Source organism: Bifidobacterium polysaccharolyticum, from assembly GCF_016101585.1.
In the GTDB taxonomy this organism is placed as follows: Bacteria; Actinomycetota; Actinomycetes; order Actinomycetales; family Bifidobacteriaceae; genus Bombiscardovia; species Bombiscardovia polysaccharolytica.
Window position 1 is genome coordinate 225,566 of the sequence record NZ_JACFQG010000001.1, and the last position, 20,876, is coordinate 246,441.

The window sequence follows — 20,876 nt, forward strand, 5'->3', positions numbered from 1 at the left end:
CTGGACAAACCAAGGAAGAAGGAGTTATGACAGCAACAACGGTTGAGTCTTCGCTGCCTCCTGATGTTCCGGACAACAAGCGACCCTTTGATTGGAGAAAGGGCATCATTATTGTGGCCTTTTGTTTCATTCCTTTGACGCTTCTTGTTGTTTTTACTTATGTTCCGTTTGGGCAAATGGTTGGATTCAGCTTCTACCGCATGAAATATATCGGTGTTCCCCATTGGGTAGGTTTGCAGAATTATCGCCAGATTGTGACAAGGCCGGACATACTGCCCTCTCTGAAACTTAGTTTATATTACATGGCGGGGTCAGTACTTCATATTTCGTTGGCGTTGTATCTTGCAACCATACTGAGTTTCCGGGTAAGATGCGGCAATCTTTTTAAGGGTTTGTTCTTCTTTCCCTATCTCATCAATGGCATAGCTGTCGGTTTTATATTTAAATTCTTCTATACCAGGGGTTTCATATTTGACAGCGTTCTCCAATGGTGCGGTTTCAGTTTAAACAGCCTGCCGTATTGGCTGAAGGATCAGTCCATCAACAACTGGTCATTGGTGGGCGCCTCCGTCTGGCGATATATGGGCCAAACCATGATTCTATTCATAGGAGCCATCATGTCTATCGATCAATCACTCTATGAAGCTGCCGAAATAGATGGGGCCAATAAGTTCCAGCAATTTCTACATATAATTCTTCCGAGCATCAAAACGATCCTGGTTCTGAATGTCGTGTTGTCGGTTACTGGAGCCTTAAGCGTTTTTGAGATTCCATTTGTAATAACTACCGGGGCCAACGGCACAGGAAGTTATTTCGTTCTTATGGACCGCATAGCACATACAAATCAAAAAGTAGGTTTGGCTTCGGCTATGGCTGTAGTCTTGTTGATTGTTATTTTGATATTCGCACTTTTGCAGCAAATTCTGTTCAAATTCCTTTTCCGAAATCAGGACGATGGAGTTAAAGCAGCAAAAAGGCGTGACCGTCGTGCCAAGCGTCAAAGGAATCGCATCGCTGCGGGTAAGGCACCGCTACTTGCAAATGGTAGACGACAGAAGGCTTACAGCATGGAGCGGGGGCAGTGATGCAAGCGAAAAAGATGACAGCGACAATCGATAGTTTAGGTCGATTCCGAGCGAATCGATTGCCTCTTAAGGATATCATTTTCAACATACTCAAATATGCAGTACTGATATTCCTGGCTTTCTGGTTTATGCTGCCCTTGATAAGCTGTGTGATCACTGCGGCCAAAACTGATAAGGAATACGCCACAACCACAGTTACGCAGTTGCCAAAGAACTGGTTCAATATACAAAGCTATATCAATGCTTTTACCCTCTCCAATATGGGTAACGCCTTCAAGAACTCGATTATTATTCTTGTAGTCGTTTTAGTCTGTACTACCTTAATTGGCACGCAGCTTGCCTACGTTCTAAGCAGATTCACGTTTCCGGGCAATACTCTTATCAGAGGGTTGTTTACTGTTGCTGCTCTCTTGCCCGGCATTGCAATGCAAGTTGCCTTGTATAAAATGATGGTTGGCATGCATGCGGTCAATTCGCTGTGGGGATACATTATCATGTCGATGGGCACTGATGTGATTTCCATATATGTTTTCATACAGTATTTTGAGAATATTCCAATTTCCTTGGATGAATCCGCTATAGTGGATGGTGCTTCATATTTTACTGTCTACTCAAAGATCTTGTTGCCGTTGCTTAAGCCAGCAATCGTCACCTGCGTCATTCTGAAAGGTGTCGGTGTTTATAACGAGTATTATGCCGCAAACCTGTATCTGCAAAGTGCGAATTTGAAGACCGTTGCTATAGCGCTGTATACTTTCACCGGCCCGCAGGGAAGCAAATACAATCTTATTTGCGCGGGAGTGATTCTGACTCTGCTTCCGATGCTCGTGCTGTTCCTGCTTTTCCAAAAGCAGATATACACCGGTATAGCAGCCGGAGCAGTAAAGGAGTAAATCACTCTTCCTAACAAAGCAAAGGTGTTGATGCAGAGGCTACAAGATCAATCTACTTGTGTCTCGGTTAAGAGAATTTCATTGGACAGGTATAAACCGATCAGCTGTGGAGAAGGAATAAGAATGACGTCTGGACAGTTGCACTCAACAAGTGATTCTGTGTGTTTCCTATCACTCAACAAAGAATGGAATGTGCGGGCTCTCAACCCTGAAAAGGCACCAACCAATCTTCGAGAAAGTCTGCGTGAGGGCTTTCCTGCTGAAGTACCGGGCGAAGTTACCCTGGACCTTCTGAGGGCAGGGCTGATATCCGATCCATTTGATGGCGACAATGAGCGGATGCAACAGTGGATCGGCGACATTGATTGGCAATACACATGTCATTTTGCATGGCATGAAGATGATCAGCAATGTCATGATTTGGTGGCTTGCGGGTTAGACACCGTGGCCTTGGTGCAACTCAATGGCCGTGTGCTGGGAACCGGCAAGAATTTTTATTGCATGTACCGGTGGAATATTGACGGTTTTCTGCAACAAGGCATAAATACGTTGGTTGTTACTCTGAATTCACCTGTTCGAGAATCTGAAAAGTGCGAAAAGCTTATTGGGTATTATCCGCATACTGAGCATCATGCATTCAACCAACTGCGCAAGCCGGCCTACCAATTTGGATGGGATTGGGGCATTGATGTGGCCGGAGTTGGCATATGGAGGCCTATTGGCATTGATTCTTGGTCACAGACAAGAATCCGAGCCGTGCGACCGTTCATTCAGGTGCAGGATGATGGCACAGGCGTTGCTGAGGTTCACGTCGATCTCGACTGGGCTCGACTTTCTACGTCTCTGCCAGGCAAACAACCCCCTTCGGAGATTGCTCCGGTGGAATATCAACTGACGGTTGAAGGCCATGGGACGAGAAAGGCTGTGGAGGGAACCATTGCTTATGGAGTCTCTGAACTGGTTTCGACTGTGAAGGTTCCTGAAGCTATGCTGTGGTGGCCACGCGGGTACGGGGAACAGCCCTTATACGATTTGTCTATGCGTGTCGGAACGGCCGAATGGAAGGGACGGATTGGCTTTCGTACGGTAACGGTGGATACCAGGGCAGATAAGGATGGACGTCCTTTTCGTCTATATATCAACGGGCTTCCAATTCATGCAAGAGGGTTCAATTGGGTGCCTCTGGATGCGTTCATTTCCAGGGCGGATTCAGCGACGTATCGAGCTCGATTCCAAGATCTTGTCGAATCAAATGCCAACATGGTCAGAGCATGGGGAGGTGGCATTTACGAAACAGATGAATTTTATGATCTAGCTGATGAGTATGGGATCATGGTCTGGCAGGATTTCGCTTTTGCATGCGCCGCATATCCAGAAACAGCCGAAATGCGCCAAGAAGTCGAGTCTGAGGCAATACAGCAGATCAGTAGATTATGCCCGCATCCGAGTCTGGTTGTATGGAATGGTTCGAATGAAAATTATGTTGCTTACGCACAGTGGGACGGTTTTAAGCAGGCGTTGAACGACGATCAAGAACCGAATAACGCTTACGGTTATGGCGAAAGGGGATGGGGAGATTATTATTATTCTTTGCTATTGCCCAAATTGCTGAAGCGACTTGATAATACTCGTGTTTATATACCAAGTTCTCCCATGAGTTTCACTCCATTCGTGGACGCTAATGCCGATACGGATGGCACCATGCACATCTGGGATGTATGGAACAATGCTGATTACCATCGATACCGCGCCTATCGCCCTCGTTTCGCTGACGAATTTGGATACCAAGCCCCTCCAGCCTGGAGCACTTTGATGAGAGTGATCCACGATCCTCAGCCTGGACCGTCTTCTCCTCAGATGTTGGTTCATCAAAAGGCTTCGTCAGGCAATGAAAAACTGGCAAAAGGCATGCGGTCCCATTTGACTCCAGGACAATTTGAAGACATCGCTTACGGTCTGGATGGTTCACGAAATTGGTTAATCCCCAGTGATCGTTGGCGTGATTTGGAGGATTGGCACTGGGCCTGCCAGCTGCAACAAGGGCAGGCAATTCGCTTCGGGCTGGAACACATGAGATCATTGGAACCGCTCAACGCTGGAACATTGATTTGGCAGCTCAACGATGATTGGCCGGTTATTTCCTGGTCGGCGATAGACTATGACGGGCACAAAAAGCCGCTTTGGTTTGTGGCACGCACATGCTTCGCGCCCTGCTTTGCAACAATTCAGCCATGGACTTCCAATCAGAGGATACAGGATCGGAGCTGGGAGGGTTCCCAGGTGGATCCAGACAGCCTCGCTCTTGTGCTAATCAACGACAGCATCTGTGACCAGCATGTGACTTGGAAGGTTGAACGACGTACCTTAGGGGGAGCTGTATTAGCTCAGCAGGTTTTCCACGTCGATATAGAGCGGCTGAGTAAAAGGACTCTCTTACTGAATGACGATGTGGCAGCCTGCTCCGATCCATATAATGAGCTGCTTGTGGCTACGCCGAATGGGCAAGCAATCAGTAATCCGACATTTGCCAGAACCGTTTACGACTTTGCTGAAGTGATCGATCAACATTTGAATCCCAATCCTCTATCAGTACAAGCAAAAACGTGTACAGATGGGTATCTTTTGGAAATTACTGCCAATGCGTACGCTCGCGATATCTTCTGCATGGTTGACAAAATTGATTCTTCAGCCTCCATCGATGGCGGAATGGTTTCTCTGCTTCCGGGAGAAAGTCTGCGTTGGCATATAGCTTCGCGAAAGAAGGTGGATCCCCAGGGTTTTGCCCAAAAACGTGTGTTGCGTTGCGCCAATGATTTGCGAGAATGCCATCAGTGAATCTTAGGCTACTACAATAGCTTGGTACGTGCTGTAAAGTGCACGGGTCTGCATTCGCCCTCGTTTTCAAGCTATGCATTGACGGGAGAACAGAGCATGGTATTGCCGAAGTCGAAAGTGACTATTTCTGATGTGGCCCAAGAGGCTGGTGTCTCCAACAGTGCTGTCTCTTATGCTCTTAATGGTAAACCTGGTGTTTCAAGTAAAACACGGCGAAAGGTATTGGACGTAGCTGAACATCTTGGATGGCGGCCTAATAGCGCGGCCAAGGCGCTTTCCGATGCCAAGACCCACAATGTGGGACTGGTGCTTACGTACGACACCGGTATCCTGTCAGTCGAGTCCTACACGATGGAGCTTATTGCCGGGTTGACGACAGAGCTGGAGAAAAAGGGTTATTCGCTATTATTGCGATCCTCGCAAAGTCGGCAACAGGAGGTGGCAATTCTCAAAGAATGGATCAGTGCCGGTGCAGTTGACGCCACGTTGATCATGAATCTAGAGCTGGGCGATCCACGGATGGCTCTATTCAAACGTCACCCTGATATGCCTGTGCTGGCTTTGTGCGATGTCTCAATTGCTGATGGGTTGCCGTCTTTGTCTGATAATGCTCAGAGCGCGGCTCATCTTATTGTTGATTATTTGCATGAAATAGGTCATCACAAGATTGCAAGAATAGCTGGACCCGAGACTTTGGAGCATACTTTCGTCAGAGATAATGCCTTTGTTGAGGAAGTGGCGGAATTAGGCTTACAGTACAGTTGTTTTCACACTGATTATTCGCCTGACGAAGCACGAGCAAGTACGAAACGATTTTTGCAATTGCCTGAAAGACCAACGGCTATTGTTTATGACAGCGATGTGATGGCGCTCTCTTCGCTCAAGACGATTGCGGACATGGGGCTGCGGATTCCTGAGGACCTCTCGGTTATTTCGTGGAACAATTCTTTTATGTGCGAGGTCGGACGGCCAAGTATAACAGCATTGGACCGTGATGTTGTGGCGAGAGGTCGGAAAGCAGCTCAAATGATGCTGGCCTTGATTGCAGGAGACAGGGTCAGTTCTCAAAGCGAGGATGACAGCAGTCTCATTTTCCGCCAGTCGAGTGGTCCCCTGGAAACCCATTGACTCTTTAGACACGAAACTCGTCATTCAATCACCTGCTCTATGATCGCGGTGCAGGTGGAGGAGCAATCCGACGCAAAAATGCATTCGCGATATATGCCGTGACACCCGTTCCCAAAATGCTCCATATAAGCAAAATGGCAGGAATCGAGGCCGGTGTGACGATTACGAGTATCAGGGGCAATAGCTTTAAAGCGGCTATGGTGCATGCATATAGGGGATGCAGCAGGGCTAGCCGAGCTGAGGCCGTTATCAGTTGCGCAGCCTTTGCATCGCTGCGAGCAGCGAGCGGGAATACAAATGAACCAGCTGCTATTAATACAAAAGAAGTTGTTGCTACTATCCCGTAAGCCAGTGAAGACAAATCAGAGCCCATCATCCCGTTGGAAAAATACCAAAGGTCAAAGCCAGCCAAAGAGACTAGAGATGCCATCACGATTGTCAATTTGAATGACCGTAGTATATTTTTAAGCAGTCCACGGAAGAAGTGTCTGATCATATGGCTTCCGCGGCCAGTTTGAAGTTGTTCAATCTGAATGTACAAGGCAGTGTCGGCTGCACCTATGGTAACCAGGGGAATACAGGATATAATCCAACAAATACTGAGTACTGATAAGTCTCCGATGGCTGACATGACGGTATTATATGGGCTATCCTGCCGAAACATAGATGTCATCAGCTCACCTTCCACACGCAAACTTCGTGAATCGTACAGCCTCCTGCATGTGAGGACTGTTTACTGCCAATCCAATTACCGCTTGATCAGTCGATGCGCTCTTGGCCTTTGCTAATCCATGTTTGCCACTCTCTTTGTTCTGGTGTGGCCGCCAGCGCTGATTTTGTACGGAATCACACATTAATCCGTAAGGCCTTATCGGGCTTTTACCTATTGAGGATCCTGCTTTGTCGTCTTGGTTGTCGTCTGCTGGACCGGGTAACAGCACTTGTTCACCAAACTGCTTATCCGGAAAAAGGCGGCTCAAATCAGTCATATATCCATAGCTGGTCAACCGAGTAAAGGTGCTCTTAGGTGCGATGATCACATCGACTGTACCGGCGCTAAGCATTGTCTGGAGTTTAGGAAGACCGTCACGTGAACAATCAAAACCGTCGTCGACAACCAAACCGGAATTATCATCTGCCTTCATATGCAGGGCAATTGCCGCTTGCTTGTTCATTTCACCTGCTTGTTCACTTCCTATAGGATGATCGACAAGAGCCACGAAAAGCCTGGGACCGGTAGTAGGGTTCATAATGTGCAAGGTTAGCCAGATTAACAGGCAGCAAATGGTGATAATCGTGATGATTGAAACCAAAAAATGATCGATGAAATAGGACCAGCGTTTTTTCCCAGAAAGCGATCGCCAAATGGCCAACCGTCCTCCAGTTCTCACCGGAGACGATGCCAGGACATCTACTGCTTCGGGGCGATGCTCGTTCGGCATTGTCAAGGCGATTCTCCTTTCTGCAGCTTCTTCGCAGCCACGGCAAACTCAGTGATAAGACAGCCGAATGGGCAAGTCATTGGTCATGATGCTATATTCCAGTATAACTGAACCGATTCATATACGCGACTTTGCCATACATAGCTGCTTTTTGCTGGCATGGCCTTAGTCACGGCATCGTTTCAGTGGTTCTGGTCGATAAAGCAACTGCCAGGAGAGAGGAGAGACATGCATCGTATAGAATCACCCGTCGATAGTCACCCAACAGACCAACTACTAAGTTTATACTCGCATTTGAGGGGGTTGACCGGGAAGAAAACAATGTTCGGTCATCAAGATACAACACTATGCAGACTCATGCACGAATGCGACAGTGATGTTGTGACTCTTACAGGAGCATACCCAGCCGTTTGGGGATTCGATTTGGGGCGTATTGAATTGGGCTGGAAAAAGAATATTGATGATGTTTCTTTTGATCAAATTCGTCAACAGGTCTTGCGCGCACATGATATTGGCGCAATCCCCACCCTCACGTGGCATTCGGTAAATCCAATCACCAGTGGTGGATACGGCAGCAATATGGCTCCAGGCTCCGTTCGTGCGGTTCTGCCGGGAGGGGATCGCCACGGGCGCTTTCTTGACTGGCTTGACCGTGTGGCTATAGTGCTCAGCTCTTTGACTGATGAAGATAACTTACCGATTCCAGTGATTTTTAGACCTTTTCATGAGCACAATGGCACCTGGTTCTGGTGGTCACTTGGTTCCCCCATAGAAGCAATTGATACTTCAGAAGATGAGTTCAGGCAATTATGGCGCATGAGTGTTGATTATTTAAGAAATAGCTGCGGTATTCACCATGTCCTTTATGCCTATTCTCCGGACCGCAGCAGAATAGACCTAACCGATGAAACTACTATGACAGGTGGATATCTATATGGGTATCCAGGAGACGACTATGTCGATGTGCTCGGAATCGACGATTATTGGGACATGGATCAGCAACCTTTAGACAAAAGTCCATCAAAGCAACATAAGGATCTTATTACTATGCTCACCCTGGTCGGATATCTCGCCGAAGAGCGGGGAAAGCTGGCAGCTGCTACGGAAATCGGTTCGCCAGGAGCCTTCGCCTCAAGACTCAACAATGGAAGAGACGGGGAAAAAGTATGCGTTCCTCGTCCTTGGACAGGCTATTTGCTTTCTGCTTTGGAAGCGAACCAGTTCACTACTCGAATGCTATGGTGCCTCCCATGGCGTAATTCCTTGGAAGCGGAGGGAACAGGCGCTTATGGAACCCCTTCTGCTGATTCTCCCTACGCACAAGATTTTATTGATTTTGCACAAAACAAGCGCATCGTTCTTATTAAAAAGTTAGCAAAATCGCCAGTTGACGAATAAGCCGGCATTCACACAAAACTCTGTATTGCCCAGACAATCCAACTGAGGCTGACGACCTGTCACCCCTATAATGCCTGTACCGGTTCCGCTGACACCAGAGTTCTCGCGGAGCTTGAGGAAAGGCAGGTGACAAGTCATGGAAGATCCGGCACAACCGACAACTTCGACCCTGATCCACCTTGGGCTGCACGACCTGGACAAGGCACGGGTTCGGCTGAATCGGCTTATCCGTCTGGTGGACGACCAGGCTCTGGCACAAACCCTGGTCCAAGCCCTGGGACAGGCCTGCGATCCGGACGAAGCCCTTGCTGGGCTGATACGAATTCTAGAGCAGTATCCACAGGGAGCCCGGCCGGACTTTCTTGCCGGATCCCCAATGGAAAACCAAGAGGCCGCCCAGTCGCTGATCAGGGTGTTGGGGGCCTCGGAGGCCATGGGCCGACTGATGCGCTCGCGGCCGGAGTTGGTAGAGGCGGCCACCTTCGACCCCGACCATCTGGCTGACTGCACGGCGGAAACCAGACAGAAGCGGGTTCTTGACGCCTTGGATAAGGCGGAGGCAAATTCGGACTCCGTGCCCTCGCTGGCGGCCTACGCCGATGCGCTGCGGTTCGAATACCGGCTGCAGCTAGCTGCCGTCATGGCCCGGGATCTGGCAGTAGAGGATCCTCAAGAGCTGGAGCCGGAAATCAGCCGCGCTTTGTCGGACATGGCCGACGCTGCAATACAAGGGGCTCTGAGCATCGCCAGTCGTCAGGTTCCCAATGCGGATTCATGCCGTCTGACGGTCATTGGCATGGGCAAGCTGGGTGCCCAGGAACTCAACTACGTGTCCGATGTGGATCTCATGTACTTGGTGGAGCCGGCCTCGGGGGCGGACACAAGCGTGACTGATCCCATCGCAGTGGGCACTGCCATGGCCGTCCTCCTGCAGCGGGTCTGCCAGTCGGTCATCCCCGGTTCGACAGAGCCGCCGCTCTGGAAGGTCGATACTGCCCTGAGGCCCGAGGGACGTGACGGCCCTCTAGTGCGCCGTCTGGCATCCTACGCTGACTACTACGCCCAATGGGCTGAGAATTGGGAGTTCCAGGCCCTTCTCAAGGCCCGTCCGGTTGCGGGCGACAAGGACCTGGGTGAGGACTATTCGGCCATGGTCGAGCCCCTGGTCTGGGGAGCATGCCAGCGACCCAACTTCGTATACGATTGCCAGCGGATGCGCCAGCGTGTGGAGCGGCTGATACCAGAGGACCGCAAGGAGCGCGAGATTAAGTTGGGCCAGGGCGGACTGCGGGACGTGGAATTTACCGTCCAAATGCTCCAGCTGGTCCATGGCTCCAGCGACGAGGATCTGCGATGTCCGGCCACCCTGGATGCCCTGCAGGCCCTGTCGCGCGGCGGTTACATTTCACGCAAGCACGGCGACCAGCTGGATCATGACTACCGGTTCGAGAGGGTCGTGGAGCATCGTCTGCAGATGTGGCAGCTGCGTCGCACTCATCTTTTTCCAAAAATCAACCGTTCAGGCGCCCCTGGCCATCGGCCACCCAGCCTGGAAGAGCTGGAGAACAACCGTGATCTTCGGCGACTGGCCCGGGCCTTCGGACTGCATGCCGACCAGATGCTGGCCCAATACCAAGCCACCAGGATCGAGGTCCGCAACCTTCACCAGGCCATCTATTTCCGTCCCATGCTGCCCATCAACGCCCAGGTGGACGAGGATGAGGTCAGCCTGCGCCCCCAGGCGGCACGTGCCAGATTTGCATCTATTGGCTTCGCGGACCCTGATGCAGCCATTCGCCATGTCACGGCCCTGACCACAGGGGTCACTCGATCGGCGCGTATCAACCGGATTCTCATGCCCGCCGTCCTCCAGTGGCTGGGGGAGGGGCAAGACCCTGACATGGGACTCCTGGGCTGGCGAACCCTGGAGGAGCACTTCGGCGGCAAGAGCACCTATCTGGGCTTTCTACGGGACTCCACCTCGGCAGCCCGCCGCCTGTGCCATATCCTGTCCAACTCGCGTTACCTGTCCGGCGCCCTGGCTCGATCCGTCCAGTCGGTGACCTGGCTGGGTCACGACCAGGATATGATCCCCCGTGATCGAGTCACCTTGGACAAGCGCGCTGTAGCTTATCGAACCCGGCATGCGGACTCGCTGGAGGATTTCGCCACTGCAGTGCGGGCCATGCGCCGCCAGGAAATCGAGCGGATCGGGTTGGGTTGGATGAGCGGTGTGGACGATCAGCAGGCCTGCCTAGCGGGCATGTCCGATGTTTACGATGCAGCTATCGATGCCGCCCTGGACTGGGCCGTGGACCACCGTCTGGGTCAGACAGGTTCGAGTGATGAAGAACTACGTCAAGCGCCGGCAGAAATGGCCCTGATCGCTATGGGCCGCTACGGAGGCAGGGAGGTCAACTTCAACTCGGACGCCGACATCATGCTGGTATACCGTCCCGCATCAGGCGCCGACCAGGATCAGGCGGCTGAATTCGCACGTGGCGTGACTGCCGATCTGCGGGCCGTCCTGGCTGGATCGGCCAGCCTGGAGCCCGGCATCGACCTGGACTTCGACCTGCGTCCCGAAGGACGTCAGGGGCCTCTGGTGCGTTCCCTGGACTCCTACCAGCGCTACTACCGCGACTGGTCAGAAACCTGGGAACATCAGGCCCTGATCCGTGCCAGATTCGCAGCTGGGAATGCTGCTCTGGCCAAGGATTTTCTGGAGGGTATAGCCAATCCGCTTCGCTACCCCGAGCAGCCGCCAAATGAGGAGGAGCTAGGGCAGATCCGCCGTCTTAAAGCCCGAATGGAGGCGGAGCGACTTCCGCGCGGCGTGCGTCGGGATCGGCATCTGAAGCTGGGCCGGGGAGGGCTGTCTGACGTGGAATGGACGGTTCAGCTCCTCCAGCTGCGTCACGCCCATGATCTGCCTGAGCTACAGGTCACCGGGACGCTGACCGCCTTGGATGCCTTGGAGTCTGCGGGACTCATAGAGGCCAAGGATGCCAAGGCCCTGCGCCGCAGCTGGGTGCTCTGCACCGCAGCCCGGAACGCCAACTTCCTCTGGTCCGGACGTGTCTCCCAGGCGGACATCCTGCCCGACGACGGGCAGGTTCTGGGGGGCATCGCGGTCTGCCTGGGCTACCCGGCCCACCGGGGCCAGCACTTCGTCAACGAGCTGCTGGCGGCCATGCGCCGCTGTAGGCAGGTCATGGAACGACTCTTTTACGGCCGATGACTCTGGGTCCATCCGGGGTCGTATGCTTGTTCAGGTCACATAAGGTGGCCACCTTGAGGAAGGTGAGCCGTTGTCCCAACAAGTTGATCACGCATCCAACACCTCTTCCGCCGTCGTTCCGCTTCGTGGGCGAAGTGTGGTTACCCTCGACGACATTCCCATGACCCAGATCCTGGACCTGCTGGATCGTGCGGCCTACATAGACACCCATCGCCGTCAGGTGGCCCATACCTGCGACGGCCGGGTTCTGGCCACGCTCTTCTATGAACCCAGCACCCGCACACGGCTCAGCTTCGAGACGGCCATGCTCCGTCTGGGAGGCCAGGTCATAGGATTCGCCGGCGCCCAGCTGGCCAGCGTCTCCAAGGGGGAGTCCATCAGCGACACTCTGAAGACGGTCTCCAACTACGCTGACATCGTGGCTATTCGCCACCCTAAGGAGGGTGCTGCCTTGGTGGCCTCCCAGGCGGCTACGGTCCCAGTCATCAACGCCGGTGACGGTGGGCACATGCACCCGACCCAAACCCTGACCGACCTGGCCACCATCCGCGCCCGCAAGGGTCGGCTGAACCATCTGACCATCGGTCTGTGCGGAGACCTGACCTTCGGTCGTACCGTCCACTCACTGATCACTACCCTCTGCCGACTGGGCCACGTGGACTTCGTCCTGATCAGCCCCGACGAGCTGCGCACTCCCGAATACGTTCTGGAAAGGATCCGCTCTTCGGCCGATTGCACCTACCGTGAGACCGGGGATCTGAACGGTGTCATCGGCGACTTGGACGTGCTCTATATGACCCGCGTCCAGCAGGAGCGATTCTTCAACGAAGACGACTACCTGCGTCTGCGTGACACCTACATTCTGGATGTCGACAAGCTTCGGGCTGCGCGCCCCGACATGGCCATCCTCCATCCGTTGCCCAGGGTCAACGAAATTGCCGTGGAGGTGGACGATGATCCGCGTGCGGCCTACTTCCAGCAGGTTCGCAACGGCATGCTGGTCAGAATGGCCCTGGAGAGCGCCTTGCTGGGCGACGAGTTGCCCGGTTACCGCAAGCAGAAGGAGGTGGCGGCATGAAGGTCACCAGCATTGTTGACGGCATCATCATCGACCACGTTCGTGCGGGCACAGCCCTGAAGGTCTTGCACTATCTGCGTGTGGACCCGGCGAAGACCCGGCTGGCCCTGATCATGAATACGGACAGCCGCAAGTACGGTTCCAAGGACATCATCAAGATCGAGCAGACCGGTGATCTGGACTTGACCGCCCTTGGGTTCATCGCCCCCGAGGCCACCGTCGATGTAGTCAGGCAGGGCCGGATCGTCAGCAAGCATCAGCCTGACCGGCCAAACCATTTGGTCAACGTCATCACCTGCGTCAACCCTCGTTGCGTCACCACGGTGGAGACTGGCGTGGACCAGCGCTTCCACTTGGACGCTGCCGGGGTCTACCGCTGCGACTACTGCGACGAGAAGGCAGAAGACTGACATGCGGCTGCTGGGGTTGACTGATTGGCGCACCGGCAGGGCGGTCGATCTGATGCTTCCCCAGACGGTTGGCAGCACGCTGATTGACGAGACCGGCGCCATGTCGGCAGAGGTGGATCAGATAGATGCCTCGGGGCTGGTACTGGCTCCGGCCCTGGTAGACCCGCACGTCCACCTGCGCGACCCTGGTCAGACTGACAAAGAGGACATGGTCACCGGCACAGCTGCCGCAGCTGCCGGAGGCTACGGGCTGATACTGCTCATGCCCAATACCCAGCCAGCCATGGACGGCCGTGCGAGGATGGCCGATGGGCGTACGATCATCGACTACCTGGAATCCTACGAGCAGGACCATGGGCTGAGCCTGCCGGTGGACTACGACCTCTGCGTGGCGGCCACTCTGGACCGGGCGGGCAGGCAGGCCTCAAACCCAGACCAGTGGTCGAGTCACCTGTCTGGCCACGGATACGACCATCCTGTAGTGGCCATCAGCGATGACGGCTCGGCAGTGACCGATCAGACCCTGGAGGCTGTTGCTGCCAATGCCCGAGAATTCGACCTGCCCATCCTGGATCACTGTGAACATCACGAGCATGGTCAGGTCAACCTGGGGACCGTCAGCCGCAGGCTGGGGCTGGAAGGGATTCCCGCCTCCACCGAGACCGCCATTATCAATCGGGACATCGAACTGGCAGAACGTACCGGCACCCGGGTGCATCTGCAGCATGTCAGCACTGCCGGGGGATTCGAGGCTGTTCGCCGGGCCAAGACCCGTGGGTTGCCGGTCACCTGCGAGACCGCACCCCACTATCTGGCCCTCTGCGACGAGGACCTGCTGCGTTGCGGCAGCATGGCCAAGATGAACCCTCCACTGCGCTCCCGCGCTGACCAGCAGGCTGCACTTGAGGCCGTAGCCGACGGCACCGTGGACATGATTGCCACCGACCATGCCCCCCACACCGCTGCTGAGAAGGCACAGGGGCTCAAGGATGCCCCCAACGGCATCATCGGTCTGGAGACTGCCTATGCAGTCTGCAACCAGGTCCTGGTCAAGAGCGGGCTCGTCAGCCATGACCGCCTGATCGAACTCATGTCCCTGGCTCCAGCCGAGCTCATGGGCATGCGTCGGCTCCTGCCTGAAGACCTGCCTTCGCACCGGGCGAACAAGGTCAATAAAGCCGGTCACCTGCAGCTGGAGGCCGACCGTCACAACGATGCCGGTCTGCCACCCGTTGACCTGGTCATCTTGGACCCCGAGGCCAAGTGGGAGGTAGATCCCAGCCGCTTCCATTCCAAGGCACGGAACACCCCCTTCGCCGGAACAGAGCTGGCCGGACGGGTCATGGCCACCATAAAGGATGGGCGTCTGGTATTCTCCCGCCTGCCCACAAGCCGCGTCATCGCCAGGGAAAGGATCCGAGTATGGACCGACTGACTGCGCTCGTCCAAGACAAGAACAATCCGACCGTGGTCGGTCTGGATCCGCGACCGGAACTGCTGCCCAGCCAGCTGATCGAACAGGCCAGACAGCGCGCAGCCGGGAGCATGGCTCAGATGGGCCTGGACCCCAAGGACCTGCAGCAGACCCAGGGCGAACAGGCTCAGGCTGTCTGGGCGGACCACCTGGCCAGGGCTTATCTGCGCTTTAACCTGGCCATCCTGGAAGGCGTGGCCGACCTGGTGCCTGCAGTCAAGCCTCAGATTGCCATGTACGAGGCACTGGGACCTTGGGGTATCAGAGCCTACACCGGCACCTGCCGAGCCGCAGCCGACCGTGGCCTCTATGTCATCGGGGATGTCAAGCGTGGTGACATCGGCTCCACGGCTGAGGCCTACGCCGCCCACCTGGACGGGCTCCCTCTACCCTTCACTCCAGGGCAGACGATCGACGGGCCGGCCCACAGTGGCGGGAGATTCCCCTGGTACGAGGATGCCCTGACCATCAATGTCTACCTGGGCTCCGACGGGGTGGAACCCTTCATGCAGGCTGCCGAGCACATCCAGGGCGACTTATTCGCCCTGGTGCGCACCTCCAATCCCTCGGGCAGCCAAATCCAGGAACTGGGACTGGACCCGGCCTCAGGCGGCGGAACCATCTATCAGCGCCTGGGCGATCTGGTGGAATCATGGGGGCAATCCTCAATCGGAGAATCGGGTTACTCCAGGCTTGGTGCTGTGGTCGGCGGTACCCATCCTGAGGATGGCGCCCTTCTGCGGCAGGCCATGCCCCACACCTTTTTCCTGGTCCCCGGTTACGGAGCGCAAGGCGGTTCAGCGGCCGACGTGGCGCCCATGTTCGACCAGTCCGGCGGCGGCGCTGTGGTCAACTCCTCTCGGGGAATCATCGCAGCCTGGCGGAAGGATCCGGACTACAGCCCGCGGCTCAGCATTCAGGCGGCCCTGGGCATGGTCACCCGCGATGCCCGCCAAGCTGCGCAGGCTATGAAGGACGATCTCAATCAGGCGATCAAGGAGGCCCGATGAAAACCAACCTCTTTATATCCACCAGTCGGGTGGAAGAACAGGCCGAACGGGCAGGTCGGCTGCCTGGACGGCGTACTGCCCAGGTCACCGGCATGGAGCCCCTGGACCGGCAGGTCTGGCGAATGACCATCCGCGACCCTTACCTGGCCGCCCACGCCCCTGCAGGAGCCTTCATCAACCTTTACTCTGCAGACCGCATGACCATGATGCCCAGACCCTTCGGCATCAGCCGGGTTCTGGCGGGCGAGCAGATCGAGATTATCTTCGCCGTAGTCGGCCAGGGGACCAATGAATTCTCCCGCCTGCAACCGGGCATGGCTGTGGATCTGCTGGGGCCCCTGGGCCATGGCTTCGACCTGGAGAAGCCCGCAGACTATCTGTTGGTAGGCGGCGGCTTGGGTGTTCCTCCGCTGATCCGCGCAGCCCAATGCCTCCACGGCCGGTCCGGTGTGCGCACCACCGCCCTGCTGGGCTACCGGGACCATCGGTTCGCTGATGCCATCATGGGCTCGCTGACCGACCGGCTGGAGTCCATCGACAATGCTTCCGGGGATGTCATAACCCTCTTGGATCGGGTTCGCGGCGACATCGATACCGAACGGACCATGATCCTGACCTGCGGACCCTTGCCCATGATGCGGGCCGTGGCCGCCTGGGCCCGCAAGACCGGCCTGCCCGCCCAGTGCTGCATGGAGTCCCGGATGGGTTGTGGCTATGGTACCTGTGTGGCCTGCGTGGTCGATACCGTTGACGGCAGGCTCAAGGTCTGCAAGGACGGCCCGGTCTTCGCTGCCGATCGTCTTATCTGGGATGCAGAAGGAAGCAAGGAGATGCCGCGATGAGCCAGCAGATAATCGCAGAGATGCAGACGGCCATAGCCATGGATCCTCTGGAACCGCACGTCTGGCGGCATGGCACTGTTGTGGCCGGCACGCCTTGGAAGAACCCGGTGGGTACCGCCTCGGGCACCTTCAACCTGGATGCCTGCGGGGGTTATTACGACGTCTCCCAGATGGGCGCCATTTCCACCAAGGGGGTTTCGCCGGTTCCCTGGGAAGGCAACCCAACGCCCAGGACCGCCGAAAGCCCAGCCGGCATGGTCAACTCTGTGGGACTGCAGAACCCGGGCGTGGACCATTACCTGGTGGACGAACTGCCCAGGCTCAAGGCCCTGGGAGCCACCGTGGTCACCAACGTGGCCGGCCACAGCGATGAGGACTACGCCATCGTTGTGCAACGGCTGGCAGACTCCCCGGCGGATATGTTGGAGATCAACGTCTCCTGCCCCAACGTCTCACATGGAGGGATGTCCGTAGGCACTGATGCCAAGGCTCTGAATCGGTTGATCACCCGGCTGCGGGGTCTGACCGACAAGCCCATGGTGGTCAAGCTGACCCCCAACGTCACGGACATTGTGGAGGTGGCCCGAGCGGCCGTTGATGGGGGAGCAGATGCCCTCAGCCTGATTAATACCCTGGTGGGCATGCGCATCGACATCAATACGGGCAAACCCATCCTGGCCCAAGGCACCGGTGGTGTCTCAGGCCCCTGCATCCTGCCAATCGCTTTGTCCTTCGTCTGGCGGGTGCGCCAGGCTTTGCCCGACATTCCCATCATCGGCATCGGAGGAATCGACTCGGGACGCACGGCCTTGGAATTCCTCTATGCGGGGGCCAACGCCGTGGAGGTGGGGGCTGCGGCCCTGGTGGACCCTGTGGCGCCCATGAGGGTGGCCCGCGAACTGGATGATCTTTTAGACGAGCGGCCCGATCTGGCCGAATTGCTCAAGAAAGGGAAGTGCTGGCGATGAGCGCAACCGCTGCGGAAAACAACGACCATGACGGGGATGCCCTGGAACAGACCCGCCGCATCCAGGAGGGTTTCACCAGCTTCCTGCTGCAGAGCGGAGCGCTCAAGTTTGGTGACTTCACCCTGAAGTCAGGGCGGCGCTCGCCCTACTTCATCAACGCCGGGGCCTTCAATGACGGACGGCTGATTGCCCTACTGGGGGAGTTTTACGCCCGGACCATTGTGCAGGCTGTGAAGCAGGGGACACTGCCCGCAGACATCGATACGGTATTCGGCCCGGCCTACAAGGGAATTCCCCTGGCCGTCTCCACCGCCATAGCGCTGAGCGGGGCGCACGGCATGCCGGTCGGCTACACCTTTGACCGCAAGGAGGTCAAGGACCATGGCGATGGAGGCCTCATGGTCGGCACCCAGCTCAGGGATGGCATGAGGGTGCTGCTGGTGGATGATGTCATGACCGCCGGGACCGCGGTCCGACAGGTGGTGCCCAAGATCATGTCCCAGGCCAAGGTGACCATCGTCGGTCTAGTGCTCTCCGTGGACCGAATGGAGCGCACCGGACAGGGCCAAGGCTCGGCCGTGGAGTCAATCATGGACGAGTTCCACTTCCCGGTCATCAGCATCGTCAACGTCCGCCAGATCTTTGGCGCGGCCGCCTCTATGAAGGGTCCGGACGGGTCGCCCATTCTGGACCAGCGCACGGCTGATGCCGCCAGGAACTATCTGGCGCGCTACGGTGCTTGAGCAAATGCCTGGCTCATGTCGATATGTTGATTGTGCGTGCAGGCCACATTGACGCACATTCTTCGAATGGTCATTCTGTCGGATGACCCTCGTGTAGATTGGTAAAGGTCCGACGGGCACGCCGACGGATCATCATCGCAAGGAAGGCCATGGATCATGACGAAACCGCTGGAGCAGAATGGTCATGAGGAACCGGACCAGACTGAGGTCGACGAAGTGAATGCCGCTCCTCAGGCGAATTCAGAGGAGACGGCCAAGCCTGCCGTTTCTGACACAGCAACTAGTGCAGAGAAATCTTCGGATGAGGCAGAACCTGCTGATGAGCGTCCTTCGACTGTTGAGGAACCGGAAGAGACAGGCCGGCCTGCGCAGCGGTCTCGGAGGCTACCGCTAATACTGGTTGCGATTGCTCTTGTGCTGGTGCTTGTAGCCGGCTTCTACATGCTGTGGACTAACCGTTCAGGAGACGACCAGTCAGCCCAAAAGCCTTCCTCGAAGGTATCGACCACCCAAGTCAGCAAGGGCCCCACTGGGGATGCCAAGGCCTACAAGGCACTGCAAGCGGTCACCGTCAAGCCGTCAGTTGCCGACGACCAGGGAGGGCTGACCGTTTCAGCTAAGGGAGTCGGCAGCAAGAAGAAGGTTGCTGATGTGCCTACCCTTGAGATCTTCATGGATCCCATGTGTCCATGGTGCGGCAAGGTGGGCCGGGTCATCGATCCCCAGCTGCAGCGCATGATCAGCGCAGGCCAGATCAACGTCACCTACAACTTTTTGAACTTCCTTGATTCGGCCTCCAGTGACCAGTACTCCAGCCGCGTGGACAACGCCTTGGCTATGGTGGCCCAGGAGGATCCGGATCATCTGCCGGCCTTCGCCGCCGCCATCTTTGCTGCCGACTTCCAGCCCAATGAAAGCTCCTATCAGGCCGTCTCCGACGCGCGCCTGGCCGACCAGGCCGTAGGGGCGGGCGTGCCCAGGTCCCTGGCAGACCGTTTTGCCCAGGGCACCTACAGACCATGGGTGGACAAGGTCAACGCCTATGCCATCACCCGCAAGGACGCCAAGGATGCCAAAGGAGAGTTCTCGACCCCCACCATCATGATCAACGGCAAAGTCTGGGACCTGACCGCAGCTGCAAAGAGCCAGGGAGGCCTGGAACATCTGGACCGGGCCCTGCTCAAAGCCCTGGGACTGAAATCGCAGGATGTGGGTCACCAAGGGAAGATGCCATCCATCGGAGCCCAAGGAACAGCGATGAAAGCAGAATAAGCGGCAACTGCTAAGCGCCTATGATCTGTGGCAAAAATTAAGGATCGCCATTATTCGATCAGTCGTTTGCGTTTAGCCTTTGTCGGTTCGGCTGTTGCTCGCTTGACTGTTACTTGCCTGACTCCTGCTCGATCAGCGAATATCCGTGGTTGGACACCACCTGGCGTAGCTTGTCCAAGTAGAGTTCGGCGGCATGGGACAGCTTGGTCCGGCTATTGACGATCCAGCCCAAAAGCATGGATTCATCCGACTCCAGGGGGACACTGACGATCTTCTCGTTGTTCAGGTCCTCGTTGTCGATGCCAGTGCAGACCGTGTAGGCGTTGAGCCCGACGATGAAGTTGAGCATTGTGGCCCGGTCGCTCACGGTGATTTGCTTGGGGGAGTAGTCGGGCCAGACTGCCTCCTCTGCAAAATAGAAGGAACCCTCCTCGCCCTGCTCATACTGCAGGAAGGGGTAGGGCTCCAAGTCCTTCATGGTCACCATGGCCCGATCAGCCAAGGGGTTGGTCCGGGCGATAAAGACATGCAGATCTGCACGGAAGAGGGGATGGAAGTCCAGGTGTTTCTCACGAAGCATCTTGGACAGGACCCGTTTGTTGAAGTCGGACTCGTAGATGATGCCTATCTCGGACTGAAGAGTGGCCACCTGGTCAATGATGTCCCTGGTGCGCGTCTCTCGTATGGTGAATTCGTACTCATCCGAATCGATGGAGTTGATCATCTCCACGAAAGCTTCCACAGCGAACATGTAGTGCTGGGTTGAAACCCGGCAGAGCTGCTTGCGGGGCCTGACCTGCCGGTAGCGGGCCTCCAGCAGGTCGGTCTGATCCAGAATCTGCCTGGCATAGGTAAGGAATTCCGCCCCGTCTACTGTCAGAGCAATCCCCTGGGAGTGGCGGGTGAAGATTTCGATGCCCAACTCGTTTTCCAGCTCCTTGACCGATGAGCTCAGAGCCGGCTGGGAGATGTAGAGCTCGTGCGAGGCCTCGTTCATGGAGCCGCATTCGACAATCTTGACGATGTAGCGCAGTTGGAGCAGTGTCATGTAAGCAAA

The 20,876-nt window shown here is 55.9% G+C and carries 17 protein-coding genes; 14 read left to right on the forward strand and 3 right to left on the reverse strand.

From position 1 onward, the window contains the following. Window positions 1–26: 26 nt before the first annotated feature. The 4 genes from H3T90_RS00865 (at window position 27) to H3T90_RS00880 (ending at window position 5,941) form a co-directional block, all read left to right on the forward strand. Entirely contained in the window at window positions 27–1,085 is a 1,059-nt protein-coding gene (locus tag H3T90_RS00865; protein ID WP_198229298.1) for a carbohydrate ABC transporter permease, read from the forward strand. After that, window positions 1,085–1,978, forward strand: a complete 894-nt coding sequence (locus tag H3T90_RS00870; protein ID WP_232350511.1) for a carbohydrate ABC transporter permease — start codon at window positions 1,085–1,087, stop codon at window positions 1,976–1,978. Before H3T90_RS00865 ends, H3T90_RS00870 begins: the two co-directional genes overlap by 1 nt. Window positions 1,979–2,101: 123 nt before the next feature. Continuing rightward, the gene (locus H3T90_RS00875; RefSeq protein ID WP_232350472.1) at window positions 2,102–4,813 is read left to right on the forward strand and encodes a glycoside hydrolase family 2 protein; all 2,712 of its coding nucleotides are present in this window, start codon (window positions 2,102–2,104) and stop codon (window positions 4,811–4,813) included. A gap of 96 nt (window positions 4,814–4,909) precedes the next feature. Then, on the forward strand, window positions 4,910–5,941 hold the full coding sequence (locus H3T90_RS00880) for a LacI family DNA-binding transcriptional regulator (RefSeq protein WP_198229299.1): 1,032 nt from the start codon (window positions 4,910–4,912) through the stop codon (window positions 5,939–5,941). Between the two features lie 37 nt (window positions 5,942–5,978). Here the strand turns inward: H3T90_RS00880 and H3T90_RS09060 are convergent, their stop codons facing one another. Then, window positions 5,979–6,614, reverse strand: a complete 636-nt coding sequence (locus tag H3T90_RS09060) for a DUF624 domain-containing protein (protein ID WP_198229300.1) — start codon at window positions 6,612–6,614, stop codon at window positions 5,979–5,981. Window positions 6,615–6,618: 4 nt separating this feature from the next. Further along, window positions 6,619–7,383 (reverse strand): hypothetical protein, encoded by a 765-nt coding sequence (locus tag H3T90_RS00890; RefSeq protein WP_198229301.1) that lies wholly within the window; start codon window positions 7,381–7,383, stop codon window positions 6,619–6,621. 228 nt (window positions 7,384–7,611) lie between these two features. Here H3T90_RS00890 and H3T90_RS00895 point away from each other — a divergent pair, with 228 nt between their 5' ends. The 10 genes from H3T90_RS00895 to H3T90_RS00940 all read left to right on the forward strand — a co-directional run bounded on the left by H3T90_RS00895 (window position 7,612) and on the right by H3T90_RS00940 (window position 19,819). Next, window positions 7,612–8,781 (forward strand): glycoside hydrolase family 26 protein, encoded by a 1,170-nt coding sequence (locus H3T90_RS00895; RefSeq protein WP_198229302.1) that lies wholly within the window; start codon window positions 7,612–7,614, stop codon window positions 8,779–8,781. A gap of 136 nt (window positions 8,782–8,917) precedes the next feature. After that, window positions 8,918–12,022: a bifunctional [glutamine synthetase] adenylyltransferase/[glutamine synthetase]-adenylyl-L-tyrosine phosphorylase gene (locus tag H3T90_RS00900; RefSeq protein WP_198229303.1), complete on the forward strand. Its 3,105-nt coding sequence runs from the start codon at window positions 8,918–8,920 to the stop codon at window positions 12,020–12,022. Between the two features lie 70 nt (window positions 12,023–12,092). Beyond that, complete coding sequence (pyrB, locus tag H3T90_RS00905) at window positions 12,093–13,100, forward strand: aspartate carbamoyltransferase (protein WP_198229304.1); 1,008 nt, start codon at window positions 12,093–12,095, stop codon at window positions 13,098–13,100. Beyond that, window positions 13,097–13,510 carry an aspartate carbamoyltransferase regulatory subunit gene (locus H3T90_RS00910; protein WP_015021856.1) on the forward strand — a complete coding sequence of 138 codons (414 nt, stop codon included), beginning with the start codon at window positions 13,097–13,099 and terminating at the stop codon, window positions 13,508–13,510. Before pyrB ends, H3T90_RS00910 begins: the two co-directional genes overlap by 4 nt. 1 nt (window position 13,511) lies before the next feature. Further along, window positions 13,512–14,945 (forward strand): dihydroorotase, encoded by a 1,434-nt coding sequence (locus tag H3T90_RS00915; protein ID WP_198229305.1) that lies wholly within the window; start codon window positions 13,512–13,514, stop codon window positions 14,943–14,945. After that, window positions 14,933–15,994, forward strand: a complete 1,062-nt coding sequence (gene pyrF / locus H3T90_RS00920; RefSeq protein ID WP_198229306.1) for an orotidine-5'-phosphate decarboxylase — start codon at window positions 14,933–14,935, stop codon at window positions 15,992–15,994. The genes H3T90_RS00915 and pyrF overlap by 13 nt, the downstream gene beginning before the upstream one ends. Beyond that, on the forward strand, window positions 15,991–16,836 hold the full coding sequence (locus H3T90_RS00925) for a dihydroorotate dehydrogenase electron transfer subunit (protein WP_198229307.1): 846 nt from the start codon (window positions 15,991–15,993) through the stop codon (window positions 16,834–16,836). The genes pyrF and H3T90_RS00925 overlap by 4 nt, the downstream gene beginning before the upstream one ends. After that, window positions 16,833–17,804, forward strand: a complete 972-nt coding sequence (locus H3T90_RS00930; protein ID WP_232350473.1) for a dihydroorotate dehydrogenase — start codon at window positions 16,833–16,835, stop codon at window positions 17,802–17,804. Before H3T90_RS00925 ends, H3T90_RS00930 begins: the two co-directional genes overlap by 4 nt. Next, window positions 17,801–18,547 (forward strand): orotate phosphoribosyltransferase, encoded by a 747-nt coding sequence (pyrE, locus tag H3T90_RS00935; protein ID WP_232346970.1) that lies wholly within the window; start codon window positions 17,801–17,803, stop codon window positions 18,545–18,547. The genes H3T90_RS00930 and pyrE overlap by 4 nt, the downstream gene beginning before the upstream one ends. A gap of 156 nt (window positions 18,548–18,703) precedes the next feature. After that, complete coding sequence (locus H3T90_RS00940) at window positions 18,704–19,819, forward strand: DsbA family protein (protein WP_198229308.1); 1,116 nt, start codon at window positions 18,704–18,706, stop codon at window positions 19,817–19,819. Between the two features lie 109 nt (window positions 19,820–19,928). Here the strand turns inward: H3T90_RS00940 and H3T90_RS00945 are convergent, their stop codons facing one another. Next, a complete protein-coding gene (locus H3T90_RS00945; protein ID WP_198229309.1) occupies window positions 19,929–20,867 on the reverse strand; it encodes a LysR family transcriptional regulator in 939 nt (312 codons plus the stop codon). Window positions 20,868–20,876: the final 9 nt, after the last annotated feature.